Source organism: Mesorhizobium sp. M1322, from assembly GCF_040318085.1.
In the GTDB taxonomy this organism is placed as follows: Bacteria; Pseudomonadota; Alphaproteobacteria; order Rhizobiales; family Rhizobiaceae; genus Mesorhizobium.
In genome coordinates this window covers 1-22,008 of record NZ_JAMYLP010000019.1, presented here as the reverse complement: position 1 = coordinate 22,008, position 22,008 = coordinate 1, and the positions used below count along the sequence as shown (strand labels likewise).

The following is a 22,008-nucleotide window of genomic DNA, read 5'->3' as shown; positions in this document are numbered from 1 at the left end:
CTTCTTGGGCGCGCGGCGCTGTTCGGGGTTAGGCGCCGTAGCCGATGATGCCCTTGATCTCGAGGAAATCGTGGATCGCCCAGTCGGCATATTCGCGGCCATTGCCCGACTGCTTGTAGCCGCCGAAGGGTGCGAATGTGTCCCACTCCGGATAGTTGATCGAGACCTGCCCGGCGCGCAGGCGCCCTGCCACGGTACGAGCGTGCTCGATATCTCCGGACTGGACATAGGCGGCGAGGCCGTAGACCGTGTCGTTGGCGATCTTCACCGCGTCGTCGTCGTCATCATAGGAGATGACCGAAAGCACCGGCCCAAAAATCTCCTCCTTCTCGATGGTCATGCCCGGCTTGACGTGGCCGAAGACGGTCGGCCGCACGTAATAACCGCGATTAAGATGCTCCGGCCGGCCGAGACCGCCGGTGACCAGCGTAGCACCCTCGGCGATGCCGGCCTCGATCAGCCGCTGGATCTTGTCGAACTGGATGTTGCTGACCACCGGCCCGAGCTTGGTTTCTTCCGAGCGCGGATCGCCGACCTTGTGCGCCTCGGCCGCCTTCTTGGCGATCGTGAGCGCCTCGTCGTGGCGGCCGGCCGGCACCAGCATGCGCGTCGGCGCGTCGCAGGATTGGCCGCTATTGCCGAAACAGGCGTTGACGCCCTTGCGCACGGCCTTCCTGAAGTCGGCATCGGGCAGCACGATGTTGGCCGACTTGCCGCCGAGCTCCTGCGCGACGCGCTTGACCGTCTCGGCCGCTGTTTTGGCGACGATGACGCCGGCCCGGGTCGAACCGGTGAACGAGACCATGTCGACGTCGGGATGGCCGGCCATGACCTGTCCGACATCCGGACCGGTGCCGTTGACCATGTTGTAGACGCCCTTCGGCGTGCCGGCCGCTTCCATCACTTCCGAAAAGATGACGCCGCTGATCGGCGCGATCTCGGAAGGCTTCAGCACGACCGTGCAGCCGGCGGCGATCGCCGGCGCCACCTTGCAGACGATCTGGTTGAGCGGCCAGTTCCACGGCGTGATCAGCGCACAGACGCCGATCGGCTCCTTGACCACCATGGTGGTGCCGCGCTTCTCGCTGAATTCGTAATCCTCCAGCGCATGAATAGTGGCTTCCATATGCGCCCTGCCCGCCCAGGCCTGCGCCTCGCGCGCCCAGGTGATCGGCGCGCCCATCTCCTGGCTGACAGCCTGCGCGATGTCCTCGTAGCGCTCGTTGTAGACTTCGAGGATGCGCTTCAGCAGTTGCAGGCGCTCGGCCTTGCTGGTTTGCGAAAAGACCGGGAAGGCTGCCTTGGCCGCTGCCACGGCGCGATCGACATCGGCCTTCGAGCCGACGGAGATTTTCGTATAGGCCTCCTCGGTGGACGGATCGATCACATCCAGCGTTGCCGGCACCACGGGCGCGACCCATTTGCCGTCGATGAAGAAGTTCAGGTGATTGCTCATGGGTGGTGCTCCGGTTTTCTGGAAAGGATGGGGATCAGATTAGCCGGGCAGCATAGGGCAGTTCGCGCCGCGGCGCAGGCTGATATGCGCCACATCGCCGACGCTGAACTGAAAACCTTCCGCCCGGCGCGGCGCATCGATCACCACTGGTATCCCCTGCCCCAATTCGGCGTGCAGGCGCAAGGTGCGGCCGTGAAAGACGATACTGCTCACCCGTACCGGCGCGGTGCCGGGCGCAGCATCGGTCGTCGCCAGAAGATCCTCCGGACGCACACCGATGGTTCGCATCGCGCCTTCGCCGGGGGCTTCGCCGGTTTCCGAGGTGGCTTCGAGCGGCAGGGCGCCGGCGCTGAAACGCAATCGATCGCCGTCACGGCCGACAAAGCGCGACTGCAGCAGGTTCATCGTGCCGATGAAACTGGCGACGAATTTGGTGGCGGGCCGGTCGTAGAGCGTGGCCGGCGGCGCAATCTGCTCGATGCGGCCCTTGTTCATGACGACGATACGATCGGAGATCGACAGCGCCTCGGTCTGGTCGTGGGTGACCAGGACGAAGGTGGTGCCGAGCCGCGACTGCAGCCGCTTCAATTCGACCTGCATCTGTTCGCGCAGATGCGCGTCGAGCGCCGACAGCGGCTCGTCCAGCAACAGCACACGCGGTTCGCAGACGATGGCACGGGCGAGCGCGACGCGCTGGCGCTGGCCGCCCGACAATTCGGACACGCGGGCGCCGAGCTTCTCGGCAAGGCCGACCATGTCGAGCGCTTCGCCGACACGCTTTGCCTGCTGGGCGCCCGAAAGCTTGCGCAGCGACAGACCGAAGCCGACATTTTCGGCAACGTTCATGTGCGGAAACAGCGCATAGTCCTGGAACACGGTGTTGACGGGCCGGTCGAAGGGCCGCAGCGAAGTGATGTCTCGGCCGTCGAGCAGCACCCGCCCGCTCGACGGGCTTTCGAAACCGGCGATCACCCGCAGGCTGGTGGTCTTGCCGCAACCCGAGGGCCCGAGCAAGGTCAGAAACTCACCGCGGGCGATGTCGAGATCGACGGCGTCGAGCCCAACGATGCCACCCGGAAAAACCTTCGACACCGCATCCAGCCGAACGAGCGGATCAGGCGCCATCGCGAACCTCGGACGGCTTGGTCGTATTGACCCAGAGGATCTGGCAGCGCTCGGCGCCCGGATTGCGGAAGGCGTGCAGCAAGGTGCTCTTGAAGGCGAAGCTGTCGCCGGTCTTCAGCCCATAGGCGGTTGAACCGATCACAAGTTCGACTTCGCCCGACAGGACGAAACCGAATTCGTGGCCGGGATGGGCGTAGGCTTCGACGGTGCCGCCGCCGGCTTCCACCGTCACCAGCATGCCGGTGAGCGTAGCGGCCGGCGGCGACAGCAGCGCCTTGGCGATGCCTTCCGACTTCACCGGGATCTGCCGCCGGCTGTTGGCGCGCACGCAATAGAGATCGCTGCCGGCATCGTTGCCGTCAGCAATCAGCGCCGACGGCTCGATGTCGAGAGCGGCGGCGAGCGGCCAGATCACCTTGACGCGAAGCGAGGACAGGCCGCGCTCGATCTGGCTGAGCGCCCCGATCGAAACGCCGGCCTTGGCGGCAAGCTCGGCCAGCGAAAGACTGCGTTCCAGCCTGAGCGCCCGCACGCGCCGGCCGACCCGCACGTCAGCGTCGTCCTTCGGCTTTTCAGCCGCTTGGTCCAGTATATCCATCTGTTTCCCGACCTCGTTTTCGGTATCCTGGAGCGGCGCTTCGCGGTTCTCCCTTCTCCCCTTGTTGTGGGAGAAGGGAAGGCCAGGTTCAGCCGCCCGCCTTGACCTTCTCGAACATCTTGGCGAGTTCGTCATTCTGTTTCATCGGCCCGGTGAAGACGGTGGTCTTCAGCATCACTTCCGGATCGGACGGCAGCTGCAGCTTCTCCAGTTCCTCCTTCGGCACCGCGGCGAAGGCAGAGCTGTTCGAGCTGCCGTAACCATAGGCTTGGATCAGGTATTTTCCCGAATCCGTCTCCAGCCGGCTGTTGATGAAGTCATAGGCGAGGTCGACATTCTTGGCGTCCTTGAGCATGACGAAGCCGCACGCCCAGGTCAGCATGCCTTCCCTAGGCTTCATGAACTCGACGGGTACACCCTGCTTCTTCAGCGAGGTGGCCGACGCGTTCCAGGTCATGGCGGCGACCAACTGGCCGCTCGCCAGCGCCTGTTCGACCGAGGTCATGTCGGTGGTGTAGTTGGAGAGCAGCGGGCGCTGCTCGCGCAGTTTTTCCGCGACCTTGTCCATCTGTTCCGGCGTCATGTCGAACGGATTGACGCCGGCGAGAAGCGCCGCCACCACCGGCGTATCGTGGACGGCGTCGATCGTCGCCATGCGCCCGGCATATTGCTTGTCCCACAAAAGGTTCCAGCTCGGTTCCGGGTTCTTCACCAGATCGGTGCGGTAGAGGATCGAGGTGTTGCCCCAGTCCCACGGCACCATCCAGACCTTGCCGTCGCCGGCCTGCAGGTCGGGCAGGTTCTTGAAGACCGGAAAGATCGAATCCCAGTTTTTGATGCGCTTGGTGTCGATCGGCTGCAGCAGGCCTTCCTTGTTCCAGCGCGCCACCTTGTCGTAGCAGGGATGCGCGACGTCAGGGCGGAAGCCGGCCTTGACCTTGGTGAAGGCGTCATCGTCGTCGCCGAACATCGAGGCCTCGACGCCATCGGGGTGTGCGGCGAGGAAGCTCTTGTTGAACTCGGGCAGTTCGTAGCCCGACCAGGTGAAATATTGCAGCTTGTCGGCCGCAAGCGCGACGGTCGACGAAAGCGCCAGCGCGAAAGCTGCCAATCCAGCTTGGACTGTCTCGCGATTTATCGATTTCAGGTCGAATGCCATTGCAGTTCTCCTCTTTCGGTTTCTTCTGGTTTGGACAGATCGGCGGGCACCGGCCGCTGAGCGGCGGCGAGCCCGCGATGGCGCAGGATTTCGGCAATTGCCGCGATGACGAAGGACACGGCGAGGATGGCCGTGCCTAGCGCCATGACGGTCGGCAGCGATTTCGGGAAACGCAGCTGGCTCCAGATGTAGAGCGGCAACGTCGGCTCGGTGCCGGCGAGGAAGAAGGCGACGATGAACTCGTCGAAGGACGTCAGGAAGGCCAGCATGAACGCTGACACAATGGCGGGCAGGCTGAGCGGCAGCATGACCCGCCTGAACGTCGTCCAGTCAGACGCGCCGAGATCGAGCGCCGCCTCGCGGATGGTCTTGGGGATAGCGGCGAAGCGGCTTTTCATGATCACCACCGTCGTCGGCAGCGCCACCAATATGTGGCCGAACACGATGGCCGTGCGTGACGGCCCGAAGCCAATGAGGTTGACCAGGATCAACAGCGAGATGCCGACGATGACGCCGGGGATCAGGATCGGCAGCCGCGCGATGGCGCTGATCGTGGCGGCAAGCGGCGAGCGACTGAAGAGGTCCATGTAGGACACTGTGATGCCGCAGAGCGTCGCACCGGTGGCGGCAATTGCACCGATGACGAGGCTGTTCGCAAGGGCGCCGGACAGCGCCGAATTTCCGAACAGCGTCGCGTACCATTCGAACGTGAAGCCTTGCAGCGGAAACGCCGCCTGGATCGAATTATTGAAGGAAAACAGCGGGATCAGCAGTATCGGCAAGTACAGGAACACCAGATAGGCAAGGACATAGGCGCCGAGCCAACCGCCGCCCCGCTTTGCATCGATACGGGCCGTGTTCATAAGCGGCTGCCAAATCTGCGGTCGGCGGAACGCACCACCAGCACCACGGCAAGGATGACCAGCATGACGGCAACGGCGAGTGCGGCGCCGAACGGCCAGTCATTGGCCTTGCCGAACTGGGCCTGGATCAGCGTGCCGATCATGGTGCTGGCAGGACCACCGACCAGCGCGGGAGTGACATAGTCGCCGACCGTCGGCACGAAGACGACGAGGGCCGCCGCCAGCACCCCCGGCATCGAGTTCGGCAGCACGACGCGGCGGAAGCTGGTGAACGGCTTGGCGCCGAGATCGGAAGCAGCTTCGAGCAGCGATTTCGGTATTGTGTCCAGCGCCACATAGATGGGCAGGATGGCGAATGGCGCATAGGCGTGAGCCAGCGTGACGATGACGGCGGCCGGCGTGTTGAGAAACGCCAGTGTCGGCTCGGACCAGATGCCGCTTTCGATGAGCGCCGAGTTCAGCACGCCATTATAGGCAAGCACGATCTTCCAGGCGAAGACGCGCAAGAGATAGCTGGTCCAGAACGGCAGCGTCACCAGAAACAGCAGCAGGCCGCGCCGCCGTCCGGCGTGGAAGGCAAGATAGTAGGCGACGGGATAGGCGGTGACGACCGTCGCCAGCGTCACCAGGCCGGCAATGGCCAGCGAGCGCAGCGTTACCGTCCAGTACAGCGGGTCGGATGCCACGGTGATGAAATTCGCAAAAGTGAAACCGGCACCCAGCAGCGAACCGTCATTGTCGCGAAGGGCGAGGAAGAGCACGAGGCCGAGGGCAAACAGGATCAGGAAGAAGGTGACCAGCCCGCCCGGCAGCAGCATGGCCAACCGGAAACCCGTCGAGGACCGGGACTCCGGCAGCGGCTGTCTTGCAACGATGGTCGACATCGGGGTTGCCATCGAAATTTGAAATTACTCAAGATTTTTTCATAATCATGAAACTGTCAAGCTGATTTTCGGGCGACGCTTGAATTGTCTGCGAAGCAACAGTAGCGGCGGACTTCATCCCGATCGGGAAAGGATAGACCTTTGGCGGGAATTTGTTGAAAGTGCCGCCGCCGCTGGCCAAGCTGTTTGTGAACCATTGGTCCGGCAGCGACCGTCGCAGCAGAACAAGACAGCAGAGGACCGCAAGCCATGACGAACCCCACCCACCTGCCAGCTGAGGGCCTCTTCATCGGCCGCGCCCGGACAAGCGATACGCCCCATCCGCTGGTGGTCACGGTCCGCGACGGAGTGGTGTTCGACATCACGTCGAGCATGGCACCAACCGTGCGCGACGTCTGCGAGATGCCAGACCCAGCAGGGTACGTCCAGGTGGCCAGGGGCGAACCGATCGGATCGCTTGATGCGATCGCCGCCAACAGTTTCCAGGCCGCACGCGATCCGCAAAAACCAATCCTGCTTTCTCCGGTCGACCTGCAGGCGGTCAAGGCGTCGGGCGTCACCTTCGTCGTCAGCCTGCTCGAACGGGTCATCGAGGAGCAGGCGCGCGGCTCGGCCGAGAAGGCGGACGCCATTCGCGCCGACATTGCCGGGCTGATCGGCCACGATTTGTCGAAGCTCAAGCCCGGCTCGCCGGAGGCGATGGAGATCAAGGCAAAGCTGATCGAGCGTGGCGCCTGGTCGCAATATCTGGAAGTAGGCATCGGCCCTGATGCCGAAATCTTCACCAAATGCCAGCCGATGGCGTCGGTCGGCTTCGGCGCCGATGTCGGCCTGCATCCGGTTTCCACCTGGAACAATCCGGAGCCGGAGATCGCCATGATCGCCGCCAGCAGCGGCAAGATCGTCGGCGCGACGCTCGGCAACGACGTCAATCTGCGCGACGTCGAAGGGCGCTCGGCGCTCTTGCTCGGCAAGGCCAAGGACAACAACGCCTCGGCCGCGCTCGGCCCGTTCATCCGCTTGTTCGACGCGACATTTTCCATCGATGACGTGAAGCAGGCCATCGTGCGCCTGAAGGTCGAGGGCGAAGGCGGTTTCTCGCTGGAAGGCGCCAGTTCGATGGCCGAGATCAGCCGCTCGCCGGAAGAGCTGGTCGCCGCCGCGATGGGGCCGCATCACCAGTACCCGGACGGGCTGGCGCTCTATCTCGGCACCATGTTCGTGCCGTCGAAGGATCGCGGCGAAAAGGGCAAGGGCTTCACGCACAAGGTCGGCGACATCGTCACCATCTCGTCGGAGAAATTCGGTGCCCTGGTCAACCGGGTGCGGCTGTCGCCCGACTGTCCGCACTGGACCTACGGCGCCAGCCATCTGATGCGCGACCTCGCCAGGGCCGATCTTATCTAGGTCCCGCCCCGACTGCGACGGAGAGATGTCTCGGCCTGACCCGCCTGCCTGGAAAATACCAGCCAAACTGATGCAATCTGATGGGACTGCTGATGGCGCCTTGTCGCGCGCCAACTACCACTGGCAAATGGAGGCTTGCCATATGTCGAAAAAGCGGATGCTCTGATGCATCCAGATCGGCGCTGGCAAGAAATACGATCAGGGTCTGCCGTGATCGTCGTCGGAGGTGGAGGAAGTTTTCAAAATGGGAGGAAATCAAATGCTGACAAGGCTACGACTATTTGTATTCGGCTTGATCGTGGCGCTGGCCATCCCGGCGGCGGCACAGGCCAAGACCTTCTACTGGATTTCTCATGGCGGCCCGGCCGATCCGGTCTGGACCTACTTCCTCGCCGGCGCCAAGCAATGGGCGACGGACACCGGCAACACCGTCAACACCTCGTTCCACAATGGCGACGTGTCGTCCCAGCAGGAGGCTGTTCGCGCGGCCATCGCCGCCAAGGCGGACGGCATCACCACCACCAGCCCCGACCCGGGCAGCCTTATCGAGCTCGCTAAGGAAGCACGGGCGGCAAACATCCCGATCATCAATTTCAACACGCCCGATCCGAAGGCGGACTTCAACGCCTATGTTGGCGGTGACAACGTCACCTTCGGCAAGAACTGGGCGCAGTATCTGGTCGACAAGGGCCTGGTGAAGAAGGGCGATTTCGTCTGGATGCCGGTCGAAATCCCGGGCGCCACCTATGGCGTCCAGGAAGAAGAAGGCATCAAGAGCGTCTTCGAGCCACTCGGCATCACTTATGAAATCACCGAAGCCACGCTCGACCAGGCCGAAGCGATCAACCGCATGGTCGATTACCTCACCGCCAACAGGGCCAAGGTCAAGGCGATCATCGGTCTCGGCGACCTGGTGACCGGCTCGATCAAGCGGGTGTTCGACCAAGCCGGCATCAAGCCGGGCGAAATCCCGGTCGTCGGCTGGGGCAACTCGCTCGACACCACCCAGGAGGTGCTGACCGGCTACGTCAATGCCGCACAATGGCAGGATCCGCAGGCGACCAGCTATGTGGCGCTTTCGATCGCCAATATGGCTGCCAGCGGCATTCCGCCCGGCTTCGACGTGATCACCGGCGCACTCTACGAAAAGGACACCGCACAGGTCTACGACGACATCCTGTCCGGAAAATAAAACCGCGATCGGGATGATCGCGGCACGCCTGCCGCGATCATCCCAATCACCCCGCCGAGCCTCGAACCGCTTATGCGGTGCCCGGGCCTGGCCAATTCCAACCATGTCGCGGGTCCAACGTGGAAAACAGTTCCATTATCCAACGCTCGATCGCCAGGCCGGAATTCGGGCCCTTCGTGCTGCTTGTCGTCGAGCTCGCGGTGTTCTGGGGGTTCAACCACGACTTCCTGTCGCCGCAGAACATCAGCAACATACTGGCCTTCACGGTCGAGCTTGGCCTGATTGCGCTGGCGATGACGCTGTTGATGACATCAGGCGAGTTCGACCTCTCGGTCGGATCGCTGTTCGGTTTCTCGCCCGTCTTGATGTGGACGCTCTTCAACAGCGGCCTCACCTCGCTGGAAGCCGGCTTCGTCGTGGCCTTGCTGGTTGCCGCCTTCATCGGGCTGGTCAATGGCTGGTTCGTGACGCAACTCAAGATTCCATCCTTCCTGGTGACGCTCGGCATGCTGCTGGTCGTGCGCGGCACCGCTCTGTTCGTCACCAGCGGATTTCCGCAACGCACCTGGAGCGCCGAAGGCAGCTGGCTCGCCGAGGCGCTGGTCGGTGATTTCTTCATCGGGCCGTTCCGCATCTACATGTCGCTGTTCTGGTTCATCGCAGCCGCGATCGCACTCGGCTACGTGCTGACGCAAAGCCGGACCGGCAACTGGATCCAGGCGGCCGGCGGCAACCCCAATGCGGCAAGGGCGCGTGGCGTCAATGTCAGCGGCGTCAAGATCGGCCTGTTCATCCTGTCGTCGATAATGGCTTCGCTTGCCGGCGTCATCAGTTCGCTGCGCACCTCCGCCGCCAATCCCAACAGCGGCACCGGCTACGAGCTCGAAGTCATCGCCATGGTAGTGATCGGCGGCACGGCCCTGACTGGCGGGCGCGGCACCATCATCGGTACCGTGCTCGGCATCCTGATCCTGCGCGTGATGCGCAATGGCATCGTGCTGATCGGCGTGCCAGGGCTTGCCTACAACATCTTCATCGGCGCGATCATCCTCGGCATGATGGCGCTCCACTCATGGCTGGAACGCCGGCATCAGGCGGGGACTTGAACCATGGCTGAACCGCTTGTCCGCATGGAAAACATCCGCAAGTCCTACGGGCGTGTGCAGGCGCTGGTAGACGCCAATTTCCATGTCAACGAAAGGGAGATCGTCGGCCTGCTCGGCGACAATGGCGCCGGCAAGTCGACGCTGATCAAGGTGCTGTCGGGTGCGGTTCCGCTGACCAGCGGCGACATCTTCATCCGCGGCAAGAAGGTGGACTTCCGCAGCACCAGCGACGCCATCGCCCACGGCATCGAGACGATCTACCAGGACTCGGCACTGGTCACGCAATTGTCGATCGCGCGCAACCTGTTCCTCGGGCGCGAGCCGATCAAGCCGCCGCGTTTCCTTAACCGTATGGACCAGGAGGCGATGAACGTGGTCGCCCGCGACCTGCTCAAGCAGGTCGGCATCTCGAAGAACATCCCGCCGACCACGCCGATCGGCTCGCTCTCCGGCGGCGAGCGGCAGGCCGTGGCGATCGCGCGCGCCATGCATTTCGACAGCGACCTCATCATTCTCGACGAGCCGACCAACAATCTCGGCGTCGCCGAGACGCAAGGCGTGCTGAGCTTCGTGCGCAGCGCCCGCGATTCCGGCCATTCCTGCATCTTCATCGCCCATAACATCCACCATGTCTTCCAGGTGGTCGATCGCATCGTCGTCATGCGCCGCGGCAAGGTGGTTGCCGACGATATCGATCCGAAGAACACCAGCGTCACCGAGGTCGAACGGATTATCACCGGCATGTCCGACGAGGAGATCCGCGACGCCATCGTCCAGGGGAAACAATCGCAGGGCTGAGTGGGCCACGCGGAAACCGGTTGGCCGTAAGTCTGGCACAGGATCGCATCGGCTCCCATGACTGCGACAATGAAAGCCACCGTTGCGGACATCGCCAGAAGCTGCGGGCTGTCGACCGCGACGGTCGACCGGGTGCTGAACAACCGGCCAGGCGCCAGCGCGGCCAACCGGCAGCGCGTGATGGAGGCGGCCAAGCAGCTTGGCTATTTGCCGGTCGTGGATCAGGTCACGCTGCCCTCGCGGCCGGCGCATCTCGAGTTCTTCCTGCCGATCGGCACCAATGCCTTCATGATGGATCTGGCAAATCATATCGAGGATTATGCGGCACGCCTGCCGCTTGTCGCCTCCTGCCGGATCCACAAGCTCGCAGGCATCTCGCCGAACGCGTTGCAGACGGCGGTCGAAAACCTCTCGCTCAAGGCAAACGGCGTCGGCGTCATTGCGATCGATCACCCAAGAACGCGCAACATCCTGCGCGAGATCGTCGAGGCCGGCATCCGCCTGGTCACGCTGGTGTCGGACGTTCCGGGCGCACCGCGATCGGCCTATGTCGGCATCGACAACCGTGTCGCCGGGCGCACGGCAGCCCTTTTGATGGGGCGTTTCCTGGGCGGGCGTCCGGGCCATCTGGCAATGATCGTCGGCTCACGCTCCTATCGCGGGCATGAGGAACGTGAAATGGGCTTTCGCTCCGTGCTCAGCGAGGAGTTCCCCAATTTGACCGTGACCAGCGCCGTCGAGATCAACGACGAGCCTGATATCAGCTACACCGCGACGATGAAGGCGCTGCACAACGAGCCGGAACTGCTCGGCATCTATTGCGTCGGCGCCGGGCGTTCTGGCGTGGCGAAAGCGCTGCTGGAAGCCAAGCCGCAGAGGAAGCCGGTGTTCATTTGCCACGACCTGACGAGGGCGACACGCGGCTATCTCGTCGACGATCTGCTCGATGTGGTCATCGACCAGAATGCGCGGCTGATCGCCGAGCAATCGGTCATTCGCCTGCTCGGCTCGATTGCTTCCTCGGCGCCCTATCTGACGCGAAAATTCATCGAACCGCGCCTTATCTTCAAGGAAAACGTTCCGGTCCAATGATGCCGCGCAACGGCCACGGTCAGTTGCCCCCTATGGTTAAAATTCGGTTGATACCGCAAATCTGCACTTCTGCTATGCATCTTTCGTTCTTGCCGAATCATTGGGCAACCGCTAGTTTCGAAGGTGTCGGCCATCTACTCCTCCCAGATGCGATGCCGTCGCTGAGTGCGGTACACCTCCTCCCGTGCCGTATTCGAAATCGAGCCCGCTGCCACCTCCTCCCGGCAGCGGGCTTTTTTTGTTCCGGCTCCGGATTGGGCAAAGGCTGAGGTCACGACGATCACCGGACACGATGATCGGCGTCGAATGATCCATACGGGCGATGGTCACCGGCTTGTTTGGGAGCTGTCACCAGGGTTGATGCCGCCGTCATATTCGCCCGCAAAGGTGTTGCAGCCGCGATCAGCGGGTAATCCCGTCACACTTGTCACTCTCACCAATTCGTTATCGGTTCTATCGTGCCACACCAAGCAACAGGTAGCGCCGGGAATGGTTCGGCGACAGACTGGCAAAGGAGAAGCGCGATGACGGCACGTCCGAACGGACAAAAAACCATTCGGCGGCGCGGCTCGCAATGAACACGCTACCGATCGTTTCGCCGCTTGCGAGACTATCTGGCCGCAGCGCCCCGGAAAGACGTGATCAGGCCTTCCGCCATGCGGACAAATTGCGCGCTGGGGCCTTCGGCTCCGACGCTTTGAAGACTGACACGGGCGCCTTCAAGCAGCAGCGACAATGTATCGGCGAGAAGCTCTGCCTGGCCGATGCCGGCATCCCGGCACAGGCCGACCAGACGGTCGCGCTGGGCCTGCTTGAGCTCCTTGATCACACGTCTCGCCGGATGGTCGGTCTCGCTCAACTCGATGGCGGCGTTCGCCATATCGCAGCCGCGACCGTCCATCATCAGGCAATCGGCCGCCATCCGGACCCAGGCGTGCAGTTGCGCAAGCTTGTCGCCCGGATGCTCGGCCTCGAACTTTTGCCACATCGCGTTGGCGCTGCATGCGGTCGCCCGCAGGCACTCGATGACCAGATCGTCTTTGGACTCGAAATGACGGTAGAGCGTCATCTTGTTGGTACCGGCGGCCTCAGTGATCGCGTCGACGCCGACGCCCTTGATGCCATGCTTGTGGAACATATCCCGTGCCGTTTCCAGGATGCGATCCCGGGGGCGGATGCGTTCCGCAGTGCCGTCTTCCATCAAAACCTCCTTGGTTTCGGGTTCTCCGAAAAATCCCTGGGTACACCTCTTGACTAGGGTGTTACCGGTCTGTAACTTCTAGATGTTACTTACTGGTAACACCCCCATTGCCTCGTGTCAATCTCGCAGGCGCCTGTGAATAGCCTCCGCCGCATCGGCCAGGCAATGAAACTGCGCCCCGGGCGACTTTGGCCACGAATAGGAAGACCACCCAACTGCGGCGTACGCCGCAGATTGCCAGCCAGGAGCCGCTACGATGTCGCAGCGCAAAGATTTGACGATCGATGAAGTTGTGAAGGATCCGATCATCCGGATGCTGATGAAGGCCGACCGTGTCGACCCGCGCTCTTTCGAGACGATGCTGCGTACCGTTGCGGATGCGCAGGGCTACGACCGTAGGACGCCGTCTCGTTTCTTGGAAGACTCGGGGCAAAGCCGCAGCCGGCGACTGTCCAGAGTGGCCAAGGCTTTTGGCGAGGCGAGAGCATCGGGCGAGGCACACGTGTCATGGTAAACTTCTTCATCCACCGACCAATCTTCGCATCCTCGATCGCCATCATCATGGTGCTCGCCGGGGCGATCTGTTATTTCCTGCTGCCTGTCTCGCAGTTTCCCGACATCACGCCGCCTCAGGTCGTGGTCAGCGCCAACTATCCGGGCGCCAGTGCGCAAGTCGTGGCCGACACCGTCACGACGCCGCTCGAACAGCAGATCAACGGCGTTCAAGGCATGACCTACATGTCGTCGTCGAGCTCCAATGACGGCTCGTCGACGATCACCATCACCTTCGAGGTTGGCTACTCCCTGAGCACCGCCGCCGTCGACGTCCAGAACCGCGTGTCGCAGGCGGCGTCCTCGCTGCCGGCCATCGTCAATCAGGGCGGCGTGACGATCAAGAAGCAGAACCCGAACTTCGTCCTGATCGTCAACCTCACCTCACCCGACGGCTCCGTCGATCCGGTCGCGCTCAGCAACCTCGCCTACCTGCAAGTGGTCGACCCGCTGAAGCGCCTGCCTGGCGTCGGCGACGTGCAGATCTTCGGCGAGCGGCGCTATTCGATGCGCGTATGGCTCGATCCCGATAAGCTCGCCAATCTCGGCATCACCGCCGTCGATGTCCAAAACGCCATCGCCGAGCAGAATGTCCAGGTCGCGGCCGGCAAGATCGGACAGTCGCCGGCGCCGGCCGGCACCGCTTTCGAAATGCAGGTCAACGCAGTCGGCCGACTGAGCGATCCCAAGGAATTCGGCGACATCGTCGTGCGCGCCGATGCCGCGAACGGTTCGCTGGTTCGGTTGCGTGATGTTGCGCGCATCGAACTCGGTGCCCTGCAATATTCGTCGTCGGCGTTCTTCGGCGAGGATCCGACCGTGGTGCTCGCGGTCTACCAGATGCCCGGCTCGAACGCGCTCGATCTGCAGCAGCGCGTCAAGGACAAGATGCAGGAACTGTCGGCCCGTTTCCCCAAGGGTGTCAGCTACGCCATGCACTACGATACGACACGTTTCGTTTCGGCGTCGATGCAGGACGTGCTGGTTACGCTCGGCGAGGCGCTGGTCCTGGTTGTCGCGGTGGTGTTCATCTTCCTGCAGAGCTGGCGCACCACGATCATCCCGACGATTGCGATTCCCGTGTCGCTGGTGGCCACGCTCGTCGTCATGTATATGTTCGGCTTCTCGCTGAACATGCTCAGCCTGCTCGGCATGGTGCTGGCGATCGGCCTCGTCGTCGATGATGCGATCGTCGTCGTCGAGAATGTCGAGCGCCAGTTGGAGGCCGGCCTCAAACCGCTGGCTGCCACGCGCGCGGCGATGGCCGAGGTTACCGGCCCTATCATCGCCACGACCGCCGTGCTGATGGCCGTGTTCGTGCCGGTCGCCTTCATACCCGGCGTTTCCGGCCGGCTCTACAACCAGTTTGCCCTGACGGTGGCGATCTCCTTCGGCATCTCAGCCTTCGTCTCGCTGACGCTCACCCCGGCGCTCAGCGCCGCCTTCCTGCGCCACCGCCCGCCAACGCAGTTCGTGCTGTTCCGCTGGTTCAACACGGGCTTCGAATGGCTGTCGCATGCCTATGCCAATGGTGTGCGCTTCCTCATCCGCCTGCGCTGGATCATGCTTGGGCTGTTCGCGGCCGGGCTTGTCGCGACCTACTTCGTCTGGCAGCGCCTGCCCTCAACCTTCCTCCCGGTCGAAGACCAGGGATATTTCTTCGTGGTCATCCAATTGCCGGATGGCGCGTCGCTGGAGCGCACCGACGCGGTGGCCCGGAAGGTACGCGATGTCCTGCAGAACACGCCCGGCGTCGATATCGTCGGCTCGATCAGCGGCTTGAACTTCCTCACCAGTGCCGCCCAGTCGAACTCGGCGGTGGAATTCGCCATCCTGAAACCATGGGATCAACGCGGCCCCGACCAGAGCGCCTCGAAGCTCGTCGCCGACGTGCGATCGAAGCTCATGGAAATCCCAGAGGCCTTCGCGCTGAGCTTCGATCCGCCTTCGATCCCGGGCATCGGCACGACCGGCGGCTTTGAATTCCAGGTGGAGGACCTGACCGGTCGCGGCAGCGCTGCGCTCAACGACGCGACACAAGCCGTGCTGGCCGAAGCGCGTAAACAGCCCGAGCTCAACCCGCAGCAATTGTTCTCGTCGTTCTCGACCTCGACGCCGCAGTTCAACTACGACCTCGACCGCAACAAGGCGAAGCTACTCGGCCTCAGCCTGCCTGACGTGTTCAACACGCTGCAGATCTATCTCGGCTCGCTCTATGTGAACGACTTCAACCTGTTCGGCCGCACCTTCCGGGTAACGATCCAGGCCGACAAGGATGCGCGTGCGGGTGCTGCCGACATTTCGCGGCTCTATGTGCGCAATGCCTCCGGCGGCATGGTGCCGTTGAGCACGCTCGGCAAGCTGGTGCCTATCGTCGGCCCGGAAACCGTCCCGCATTACAACAACAATGCCTCGGCCCTGATCAATGGCGGTGCCGCACCCGGCTACTCTTCGGGCCAGGCGGTCGCCGCGATGGAACGGGCCGCTGCCACGGCACTGCCGAAGGATTTCGGCTACGAATGGACGGGGATTACCTATCAGGAGCTCAAGGCCGGATCGATCGCCTCGATTGTCTTCGGTCTCGCCATGGTCTTCGTCTTCCTGATCCTCGCCGCCCAATATGAGAGCTGGGCCATGCCCTTCATGGTTCTGCTCGCGGTGCCGCTTGCCCTGTTCGGTGCCTTTGTCGCCCTGTTGATGCGCGGCATGCAGATCGACGTCTATTCGCAGATCGGCTTCGTCATGCTGATCGGGCTGGCGGCGAAGAACGCCATTCTGATCGTGGAGTTTGCCCGGCGCCGGCGCGAGGAAGGTCTCAGCATCGTCGACGCCGCAATGGAAGCGGCGCGCCTGCGGCTACGGCCCATCCTGATGACCGCTTTCGCTTTCATCCTCGGCGTGCTGCCGCTGATGTTCTCCACAGGTGCTGGTGCAGCGAGCCGCCAGTCGATCGGCACCACCGTCTTTGGCGGCATGGTCGCGGCGACGATCCTGTCGCTGGTGTTCGTGCCGGTCTTCTATGCGGTGATCGAGCAGTTGCGCGAGCGCGGCAGCAAGAGCGAACCCGTTGCCGAACCGACTGAACCAACTGCGGAACCCGCTTTCGAGCGATTGGCCGAAGCGGCCGAATAGGATTGGAGAATTGATCATGCTTAAATGGAAAATTGCATTGGGAGCGGCCGTTGCCGTGGGGGCGATCTCGGTGGCCAGCGTTCACTTGCTCGACATGGGCAATTTCGGCCTCAACGCCGGTACGGCAGGGGCGGCCACGCCCGAACCCGCGGCGCCCGAACCCGCGGCGTTTGTCATGCCGGTGCCGGTGGTGAGCGTCGTCAAGAAGACGATTCCGATCTATCTCGACTATGCCGCCCGCACAGAGCCGATCCGCAGCATCACGCTGCAGGCGCGCGTACCGGGTTATCTGCAGGAGCAGGTCGCGCCCGACGGCAGCGATGTCAAGAAGGGCGACCTTCTCTACAAGATCGCTCCGGAGGATTTCCAGGCTGCCCTCGACCAGGCGAAGGCTCAGGTCCAGCGCGACGAAGCAACGCTCGACTATGCGCGTTCTAACCTTGGTCGCGGCACCGAGCTCGCCAAGAGCGGATACATCGCCAAGGATGCGTTCGACCAGCGCACCAGCAGCTTGCGCGAGGCCCAGGCCTCGCTCGCCGTGAACCAGGCGGCTGTGCGGACCGCCGAGCTCAATCTGAGTTATTCGGAAATCAAGGCGCCGTTCGCCGGGCGCGTCGGCCGCAACCAGGCCTCGGTCGGAACGCTGGTCAGCGTCGCCGGCACAGTGCTCAACACGCTGGTGCAACTCGACCCGATCTATGTCACCTTCAATCCGAGTGAAACGGATCTGGTGCAGATCGAGGAAGCCCGCGCGGCGGGGCCCGTCGATGTCGACGTCCTGCTTCCCGGCGATACGGAGCCGCGCCAGAGAGGTCAGCTCACCTTCATCGACAACACGGTCGATCGTTCGACCGGCACCATCACCGCACGGGCGACGATCGGCAACGCCAAGTTCACGCTGCTGCCGGGCCAATATGTTCGTGTGAGACTGCACATCAAGCAGCAGCCCGATGCACTGATGGTGCCGCAGACGGCGCTGGGATCGAGCCAGCTCGGCAAATACCTCTACGTCGTCGGCAAGGACAACACCGTCGACCAGCGCATCGTTTCGCTCGGGCCGACCAATGGCGATCTGGTGGCGATCTCGAGCGGCGTATCGGAAGGCGACCAGGTGATAACCGGCAATCTGCAGAAGATCGGCCCGGGAATGCCTGTCTCGCCGCTGCCACAGAAACCGGCCACCTGATACCCCATCAGACCCGGTCCAGCGGCGCCCCCGGCTATGCCGAGGGCGCCGTTTTGCTGAGCAGTTCGACCAAACCGGCGACATCGGCGCGATCGGCCTTGGCCGCAGGCATGAAAGCGCAATAGGGATGGCCGAGCCGAACCGAGACCGACGACAACGCGACCAGCCGGCCCGCTTCCAGATCGGCGCGAGCCATGATCCTTTGGCCAAGGGCTATTCCAAGGCCCAGCCGGGCCGAGGTGATCGCCAGGCTGGACAGTCCGACACGCCGTCCGTGCGAGGGGTCAGGCGAGCGGCTGCCGCCTGACATCGAAAACCAGTCCGCCCATGTCGGATGCGAGGCATAGTTCGGACCCCAGCTGGTATGGATGAACAGGCTCTCGTGCACATCCGCCAGGCTGGATGCACCATTGCCGTATCTCTGCCAGAAGTCCGGCGCGCAGACCGGCAGGACGTCGTCATGGACGAGACGAACGAGACGCAGGCCGGGATAGTGATAGTCGCCATAGCTGATGCGAAGATCGATGTTCTGGCGAACCAGGTCGACGGGATCGTCTTCGACCCGGACGTCGATCGCGATTTGCGGGAAGGCATCGAGAAGAACGGCCAGCTTGGGCGCCAGCCACAATTCGGCCAGCGAAAACGGCACACTGACGACGAGTCGCGTCCTCAGCCCGCCCTCCAGCATGCGCCGCCCGATCGCCGCAATGTCGCCCAAGGCGCGCGCCGTCTGCGGGTAGATCGCATGGCCGGCGTCGGTCAGCGCGATGCGATTGCCGCTGCGCACGAACAGCTGCTTGCCGAACCAGGTCTCGAGATTGCGGATCTGCTGGCTGACCGCCGCCGAGGACACGCCGAGTTCGGTGGCGGCCAAAGTAAAGCTGCCGGCGCGTGCCGCGACCTCGAAGGCCTTGATCGCGTTCAGCGGGGGGAGCCGTTCCATTCAAGCCTTCCGTAAGTTTTTCCTGCGGAAGCCTAATAATTTTTCGCGTTGAGAGAAAGATTTTTTTGCCGTCTTCTCTATCCAAACCTTGGAGCATGAAACGATGAAAGGCATTCTCGATCTGGACCGGTACCCGCTCGACCGTGACGGCAGCGCCGAATGGAAGCGCCTCGTGGAGACCTCGGTTGCGGCGCTGGAAGCCGACGGCATGTTCAATCTCGAAGGTTTTCTGCGGCCCGGCGTGGCCGAACGGGCGGTGCAGGAAATCCAGCCCGTCATGGCGACGCGCTCGCACGTGCACAAGCGGATGCACAACATCTACTTCAAGCCTGATATCCCGGAACTCGCTCCCGACCATCCCGCGCTGCGCAAGGTCGAGACCATCAGCCATACGGTCTGCGCCGACCAAATTCCTGACAGCCTCGTCCTCGCCATCTATGAATACGAGCCGCTGCTGCGCTTCCTGGCGGCGGCGATGGGGAAGCCGCGGCTGCATGTCATGCAGGACCCGCTGGCGCGCACCAATGTGATGGCCTATCGCGCCGGCGAGGCGCTGAACTGGCATTTCGACCGCTCGGAATTCACCACGACCCTGTTGTTGCAGGCAGCGCAGCGCGGCGGCGATCTCGAATACCGCACAGATCTCCGCTCGGACGACAATCCGAATTACGACGGCGTCGCCAGGCTGCTCGAAGGGCGCGATCCCGAGGCAAGGATACTGCGCATGAAGCCGGGCACGCTGAATGTCTTCCGCGGCAAGAACACCGCGCATCGCGTCACCACTGTCGAAGGCGAACGCGAGCGCATGATCGCGGTGTTTTCCTACTATGAGAAATCAGGCGTGATGTTCAGCGACGAGGAGCGCGTCGGCTTCTACGGCCGGGCTGCGTGAGAACGAAGTCGCCGACATTCCGCCCGGAGCGGGAATCCAGAAATGGCCTCTTGTTAGATTGTCGACAACCTGCTTTTCTGCTTCCGCACCTTGCGGAGTTGCCAAATGGGGAAGCTGGATTTTGCTCCGATCGCGGATACGACAAGACGTGCCGAGATCGTGGCGTTGCTTCGGCGTGCAATCCTGACCGGCCAGCTGAAACCCGGGCAGAAACTCAACGAACTCAGGATTGCCGAGCAGATGCGGGTGAGCCGCGCGCCGCTGCGCGAAGCCATGCGCGAGCTGGTGCAGGAAGGCCTCCTGACCAGCATCCCTTACGCCGGGACCTTCGTCGTTGATGTGACTGCCAAGGACATCGACGACGCCTATTCGCTCAACAAGGTGCTCGACGAGTTCGCCATCGAACTGACCTGGCCGTTGCGCGACCAGCGGTTCTTCGAAGAGCTTGACCGGCGCCATGAAGCGGTCAAGCAGGCAACGCGCGATCTCGACACCACAAGGCAGATCGAAACGGCGCTGCAATTGCATGGCCTTATCCATGAATGGGCCGACAATTCGGTAATGCTCGAGACCTGGCAGCGCCTGGCCAGCCGGCTGCAGATGTATTTTGCCCTCCACCAGCGGGCGCGGAAAGAGCCGGTGCCTGCCGAAGACATCCACGAGATATATGTGCGGCTGCTGAAGGGCACCGACATGCGCGCCGCCCAGCGCCACGCCCGCGAGCATATCGACCTCGATTTCGAAGAACTGCTCGCCTATGCGCGCAGCCTCGAACAGCGCGACTCCAAGGGCGCCGATCCCGATCGCCCCGGCCTGACGCGAAACCGACCAGAAAGCAGCTGAGCCGACAGAAGCCGCCAATTGGCGCCCTCGTCGGGGCATCACAGACAACGGATAGAGAAATTGCAGATCAAAACCATCAAGGCCTACCATGTCGTGCAGCCCTTCGTGGACGGGCCCTATCGCATGTCCAAGGGGCGTGTCGCCGACGCGTTCGACGCGGTGATCGTCGCCATCACCGCCGACAGCGGGCTGACCGGCTGGGGCGAGATGGCGCCGCTCGGCAATTTCTACTCGCCGGCATTCGCAGCCGGCACTCGCGCCGGCGTTATAGAGATCGCGCCGCACCTGCTCGGCCACGATCCTCGCGCTTTGGCCAGTATCGGCCGGCTGATGGATACTGTGTTCAAAGGCCATCCCTACATCAAGTCGGCGCTCGACATGGCATGCTCGGATCTCGCGGCGCGTGCTGCGGACGTCCCGCTGGTCACGCTGCTCGGCGGGCGCGAGAGTGAGACGGCGGAACTCTACAAGGTCGTTACCCATGGCACGGTCGGCGCGATGGCCGCGCTGGCCAAGCGCATCGTCAAGGACGGGTTCCACCGGCTGCAGGTCAAGGTCGGCGGCAACGTCCATGACGACATTGAGCGCGTCACCGCGGTCGCCGCTTCGGTGCCGAAGGGCACCGTCATCTTCTGCGACGCCAATGCCGGCTGGACGCCCTATCAGGCGCGCCAGTTCACCGACGCGACGCGTGCCATCGACTACACGTTCGAGCAGCCCTGCACCACGATCGACGAATGCATGTCGGTGCGCCGCTCGCTCGGCAAGCCGATGGTGCTGGACGAATCCGTCGCCTCGCTGGACGACATGCTCGATATCCACCGCAAGGGCGCGGCCGACGGCCTGACGCTGAAGATCTCGCGGCTCGGCGGCGTGACCAAGACGCGCCAGATCCGCGACCTTGCCGTCGACCTTGGCTTCATGATTACCGTCGAGGACACCGGCGGCGCCGAGATCGATACATCAGCCATGGCGCATCTGTCGCTGTCGACGCCGGAGGAGCGCCGGCTTCACGCCATCGCCTTCCACGAATGGGTGACGGTGCGCACCGCATCGAACATGCCGCCGGTGTCGGGCAGCCGCATGGGCATTCCCGACGGGCCGGGTCTCGGCATCGATGTCGTTCCCGACCTGCTCGGCGCGCCCTTCTTCGAGGTCGGCAGCTGAGATACCGCGTGCGCCGAGCATGCCGGCCGGCGCTGTCTGTTGTGCGGCTTCGTCATTAGCGATTCGCGCAGCGGCAGCTGAGCGGCCATGAAACAGTTTTCGCAGCACTCGCTCGCATGCGAGAAGCGATGTCACGGCGTCGCCGCCTGCATCCCTAGAGATCACCGCCTTCTTCTGCGCTCCCTAGTGGTCGAAATCTGACGCTTGGTTCCGGGGCCGTAAGCCCGCTCAGGGTGGAAACTTGCCGTATGCGCGCCTGTCGGAACGACGTGATTGCGGCAAGGAGCGGACGTCGCCCCGCCTATGCGGCTTGCTCACTCTAGGTGGTGTGGACTCTTAGGATTCCCTTTTTGACCGTAGCATGATTCAAGACTGCTTTTGGAGGCAGCCTTGGGTGTAATGGATCGGTTGA

19 protein-coding genes are annotated in these 22,008 nt (G+C 63.0%); 11 read left to right on the top strand and 8 right to left on the bottom strand.

All coding sequences use genetic code 11. From position 1 onward, the window contains the following. Positions 1-28: 28 nt before the first annotated feature. From NKH12_RS09955 to NKH12_RS09930, 6 genes are all read right to left on the bottom strand, one after another. Complete coding sequence (locus NKH12_RS09955) at positions 29-1,456, bottom strand: aldehyde dehydrogenase family protein (RefSeq protein ID WP_352952948.1); 1,428 nt, start codon at positions 1,454-1,456, stop codon at positions 29-31. 39 nt (positions 1,457-1,495) lie between these two features. Beyond that, positions 1,496-2,581 (bottom strand): ABC transporter ATP-binding protein, encoded by a 1,086-nt coding sequence (locus NKH12_RS09950; protein WP_352952947.1) that lies wholly within the window; start codon positions 2,579-2,581, stop codon positions 1,496-1,498. Then, positions 2,571-3,179, bottom strand: coding sequence for a cupin domain-containing protein (locus tag NKH12_RS09945; RefSeq protein WP_352952946.1), 609 nt, complete (start codon positions 3,177-3,179; stop codon positions 2,571-2,573). The genes NKH12_RS09950 and NKH12_RS09945 overlap by 11 nt, the downstream gene beginning before the upstream one ends. 88 nt (positions 3,180-3,267) lie before the next feature. Continuing rightward, positions 3,268-4,338 (bottom strand): ABC transporter substrate-binding protein, encoded by a 1,071-nt coding sequence (locus tag NKH12_RS09940; RefSeq protein ID WP_352952945.1) that lies wholly within the window; start codon positions 4,336-4,338, stop codon positions 3,268-3,270. After that, the gene (locus tag NKH12_RS09935; RefSeq protein WP_352952944.1) at positions 4,323-5,201 is read right to left on the bottom strand and encodes an ABC transporter permease; all 879 of its coding nucleotides are present in this window, start codon (positions 5,199-5,201) and stop codon (positions 4,323-4,325) included. The genes NKH12_RS09940 and NKH12_RS09935 overlap by 16 nt, the downstream gene beginning before the upstream one ends. Then, on the bottom strand, positions 5,198-6,085 hold the full coding sequence (locus tag NKH12_RS09930) for an ABC transporter permease (RefSeq protein ID WP_352952943.1): 888 nt from the start codon (positions 6,083-6,085) through the stop codon (positions 5,198-5,200). Before NKH12_RS09930 ends, NKH12_RS09935 begins: the two co-directional genes overlap by 4 nt. Positions 6,086-6,334: 249 nt before the next feature. Here NKH12_RS09930 and NKH12_RS09925 point away from each other — a divergent pair, with 249 nt between their 5' ends. From NKH12_RS09925 to NKH12_RS09905, 5 genes are all read left to right on the top strand, one after another. After that, complete coding sequence (locus tag NKH12_RS09925; protein ID WP_352952942.1) at positions 6,335-7,492, top strand: fumarylacetoacetate hydrolase family protein; 1,158 nt, start codon at positions 6,335-6,337, stop codon at positions 7,490-7,492. Positions 7,493-7,751: 259 nt separating this feature from the next. Further along, a complete protein-coding gene (locus NKH12_RS09920; protein WP_095491966.1) occupies positions 7,752-8,684 on the top strand; it encodes a substrate-binding domain-containing protein in 933 nt (310 codons plus the stop codon). A 119-nt stretch (positions 8,685-8,803) separates the two neighbouring features. Further along, on the top strand, positions 8,804-9,790 hold the full coding sequence (locus NKH12_RS09915; RefSeq protein WP_027152255.1) for an ABC transporter permease: 987 nt from the start codon (positions 8,804-8,806) through the stop codon (positions 9,788-9,790). Positions 9,791-9,793: 3 nt separating this feature from the next. Then, on the top strand, positions 9,794-10,588 hold the full coding sequence (locus NKH12_RS09910; protein ID WP_123146973.1) for an ATP-binding cassette domain-containing protein: 795 nt from the start codon (positions 9,794-9,796) through the stop codon (positions 10,586-10,588). A 69-nt stretch (positions 10,589-10,657) separates the two neighbouring features. Then, positions 10,658-11,680, top strand: a complete 1,023-nt coding sequence (locus NKH12_RS09905; RefSeq protein ID WP_352952941.1) for a LacI family DNA-binding transcriptional regulator — start codon at positions 10,658-10,660, stop codon at positions 11,678-11,680. Positions 11,681-12,290: 610 nt separating this feature from the next. Here NKH12_RS09905 and NKH12_RS09900 read toward each other — a convergent pair. After that, positions 12,291-12,881 carry a TetR/AcrR family transcriptional regulator gene (locus NKH12_RS09900; RefSeq protein WP_095494999.1) on the bottom strand — a complete coding sequence of 197 codons (591 nt, stop codon included), beginning with the start codon at positions 12,879-12,881 and terminating at the stop codon, positions 12,291-12,293. 256 nt (positions 12,882-13,137) lie between these two features. Between NKH12_RS09900 and NKH12_RS09895 the strand changes: the two genes are divergently transcribed. From NKH12_RS09895 to NKH12_RS09885, 3 genes are read left to right on the top strand one after another with little or no spacing between them, the layout of a single operon-like run. Continuing rightward, positions 13,138-13,395: a hypothetical protein gene (locus tag NKH12_RS09895; RefSeq protein WP_352952940.1), complete on the top strand. Its 258-nt coding sequence runs from the start codon at positions 13,138-13,140 to the stop codon at positions 13,393-13,395. Next, complete coding sequence (locus NKH12_RS09890; protein ID WP_352952939.1) at positions 13,389-16,565, top strand: efflux RND transporter permease subunit; 3,177 nt, start codon at positions 13,389-13,391, stop codon at positions 16,563-16,565. Before NKH12_RS09895 ends, NKH12_RS09890 begins: the two co-directional genes overlap by 7 nt. A 16-nt stretch (positions 16,566-16,581) precedes the next feature. Then, complete coding sequence (locus tag NKH12_RS09885) at positions 16,582-17,751, top strand: efflux RND transporter periplasmic adaptor subunit (RefSeq protein WP_352952938.1); 1,170 nt, start codon at positions 16,582-16,584, stop codon at positions 17,749-17,751. Between the two features lie 34 nt (positions 17,752-17,785). On the opposite strand, the gene NKH12_RS09880 is transcribed toward NKH12_RS09885, so the two are convergent. Next, on the bottom strand, positions 17,786-18,694 hold the full coding sequence (locus NKH12_RS09880; RefSeq protein WP_352952937.1) for a LysR substrate-binding domain-containing protein: 909 nt from the start codon (positions 18,692-18,694) through the stop codon (positions 17,786-17,788). A 103-nt stretch (positions 18,695-18,797) separates the two neighbouring features. Between NKH12_RS09880 and NKH12_RS09875 the strand changes: the two genes are divergently transcribed. The 3 genes from NKH12_RS09875 (at position 18,798) to NKH12_RS09865 (ending at position 21,596) form a co-directional block, all read left to right on the top strand. Then, positions 18,798-19,586, top strand: a complete 789-nt coding sequence (locus NKH12_RS09875) for a HalD/BesD family halogenase (protein WP_352952936.1) — start codon at positions 18,798-18,800, stop codon at positions 19,584-19,586. A 105-nt stretch (positions 19,587-19,691) separates the two neighbouring features. Then, the gene (locus tag NKH12_RS09870) at positions 19,692-20,429 is read left to right on the top strand and encodes a GntR family transcriptional regulator (protein WP_352952935.1); all 738 of its coding nucleotides are present in this window, start codon (positions 19,692-19,694) and stop codon (positions 20,427-20,429) included. Positions 20,430-20,489: 60 nt separating this feature from the next. Beyond that, positions 20,490-21,596 carry a mandelate racemase/muconate lactonizing enzyme family protein gene (locus NKH12_RS09865; protein WP_352952934.1) on the top strand — a complete coding sequence of 369 codons (1,107 nt, stop codon included), beginning with the start codon at positions 20,490-20,492 and terminating at the stop codon, positions 21,594-21,596. Positions 21,597-22,008 lie beyond the last annotated feature (412 nt).

Bases quoted from the DNA above. Each gene is read 5' to 3' on its own strand.
- NKH12_RS09905 (WP_352952941.1), top strand. From the start codon at position 10,658: ATGAAAGCCACCGTTGCGGACATCGCCAGAAGCTGCGGGCTGTCGACC.
- NKH12_RS09875 (WP_352952936.1), top strand. From the start codon at position 18,798: ATGAAAGGCATTCTCGATCTGGACCGGTACCCGCTCGACCGTGACGGC.
- NKH12_RS09880 (WP_352952937.1), bottom strand. From the start codon at position 18,694: ATGGAACGGCTCCCCCCGCTGAACGCGATCAAGGCCTTCGAGGTCGCG.
- NKH12_RS09925 (WP_352952942.1), top strand. From the start codon at position 6,335: ATGACGAACCCCACCCACCTGCCAGCTGAGGGCCTCTTCATCGGCCGC.
- NKH12_RS09950 (WP_352952947.1), bottom strand. From the start codon at position 2,581: ATGGCGCCTGATCCGCTCGTTCGGCTGGATGCGGTGTCGAAGGTTTTT.
- NKH12_RS09930 (WP_352952943.1), bottom strand. From the start codon at position 6,085: ATGTCGACCATCGTTGCAAGACAGCCGCTGCCGGAGTCCCGGTCCTCG.
- NKH12_RS09945 (WP_352952946.1), bottom strand. From the start codon at position 3,179: ATGGATATACTGGACCAAGCGGCTGAAAAGCCGAAGGACGACGCTGAC.
- NKH12_RS09955 (WP_352952948.1), bottom strand. From the start codon at position 1,456: ATGAGCAATCACCTGAACTTCTTCATCGACGGCAAATGGGTCGCGCCC.
- NKH12_RS09910 (WP_123146973.1), top strand. From the start codon at position 9,794: ATGGCTGAACCGCTTGTCCGCATGGAAAACATCCGCAAGTCCTACGGG.
- NKH12_RS09885 (WP_352952938.1), top strand. From the start codon at position 16,582: ATGCTTAAATGGAAAATTGCATTGGGAGCGGCCGTTGCCGTGGGGGCG.
- NKH12_RS09940 (WP_352952945.1), bottom strand. From the start codon at position 4,338: ATGGCATTCGACCTGAAATCGATAAATCGCGAGACAGTCCAAGCTGGA.
- NKH12_RS09890 (WP_352952939.1), top strand. From the start codon at position 13,389: ATGGTAAACTTCTTCATCCACCGACCAATCTTCGCATCCTCGATCGCC.
- NKH12_RS09920 (WP_095491966.1), top strand. From the start codon at position 7,752: ATGCTGACAAGGCTACGACTATTTGTATTCGGCTTGATCGTGGCGCTG.
- NKH12_RS09935 (WP_352952944.1), bottom strand. From the start codon at position 5,201: ATGAACACGGCCCGTATCGATGCAAAGCGGGGCGGCGGTTGGCTCGGC.
- NKH12_RS09900 (WP_095494999.1), bottom strand. From the start codon at position 12,881: ATGGAAGACGGCACTGCGGAACGCATCCGCCCCCGGGATCGCATCCTG.
- NKH12_RS09870 (WP_352952935.1), top strand. From the start codon at position 19,692: ATGGGGAAGCTGGATTTTGCTCCGATCGCGGATACGACAAGACGTGCC.
- NKH12_RS09895 (WP_352952940.1), top strand. From the start codon at position 13,138: ATGTCGCAGCGCAAAGATTTGACGATCGATGAAGTTGTGAAGGATCCG.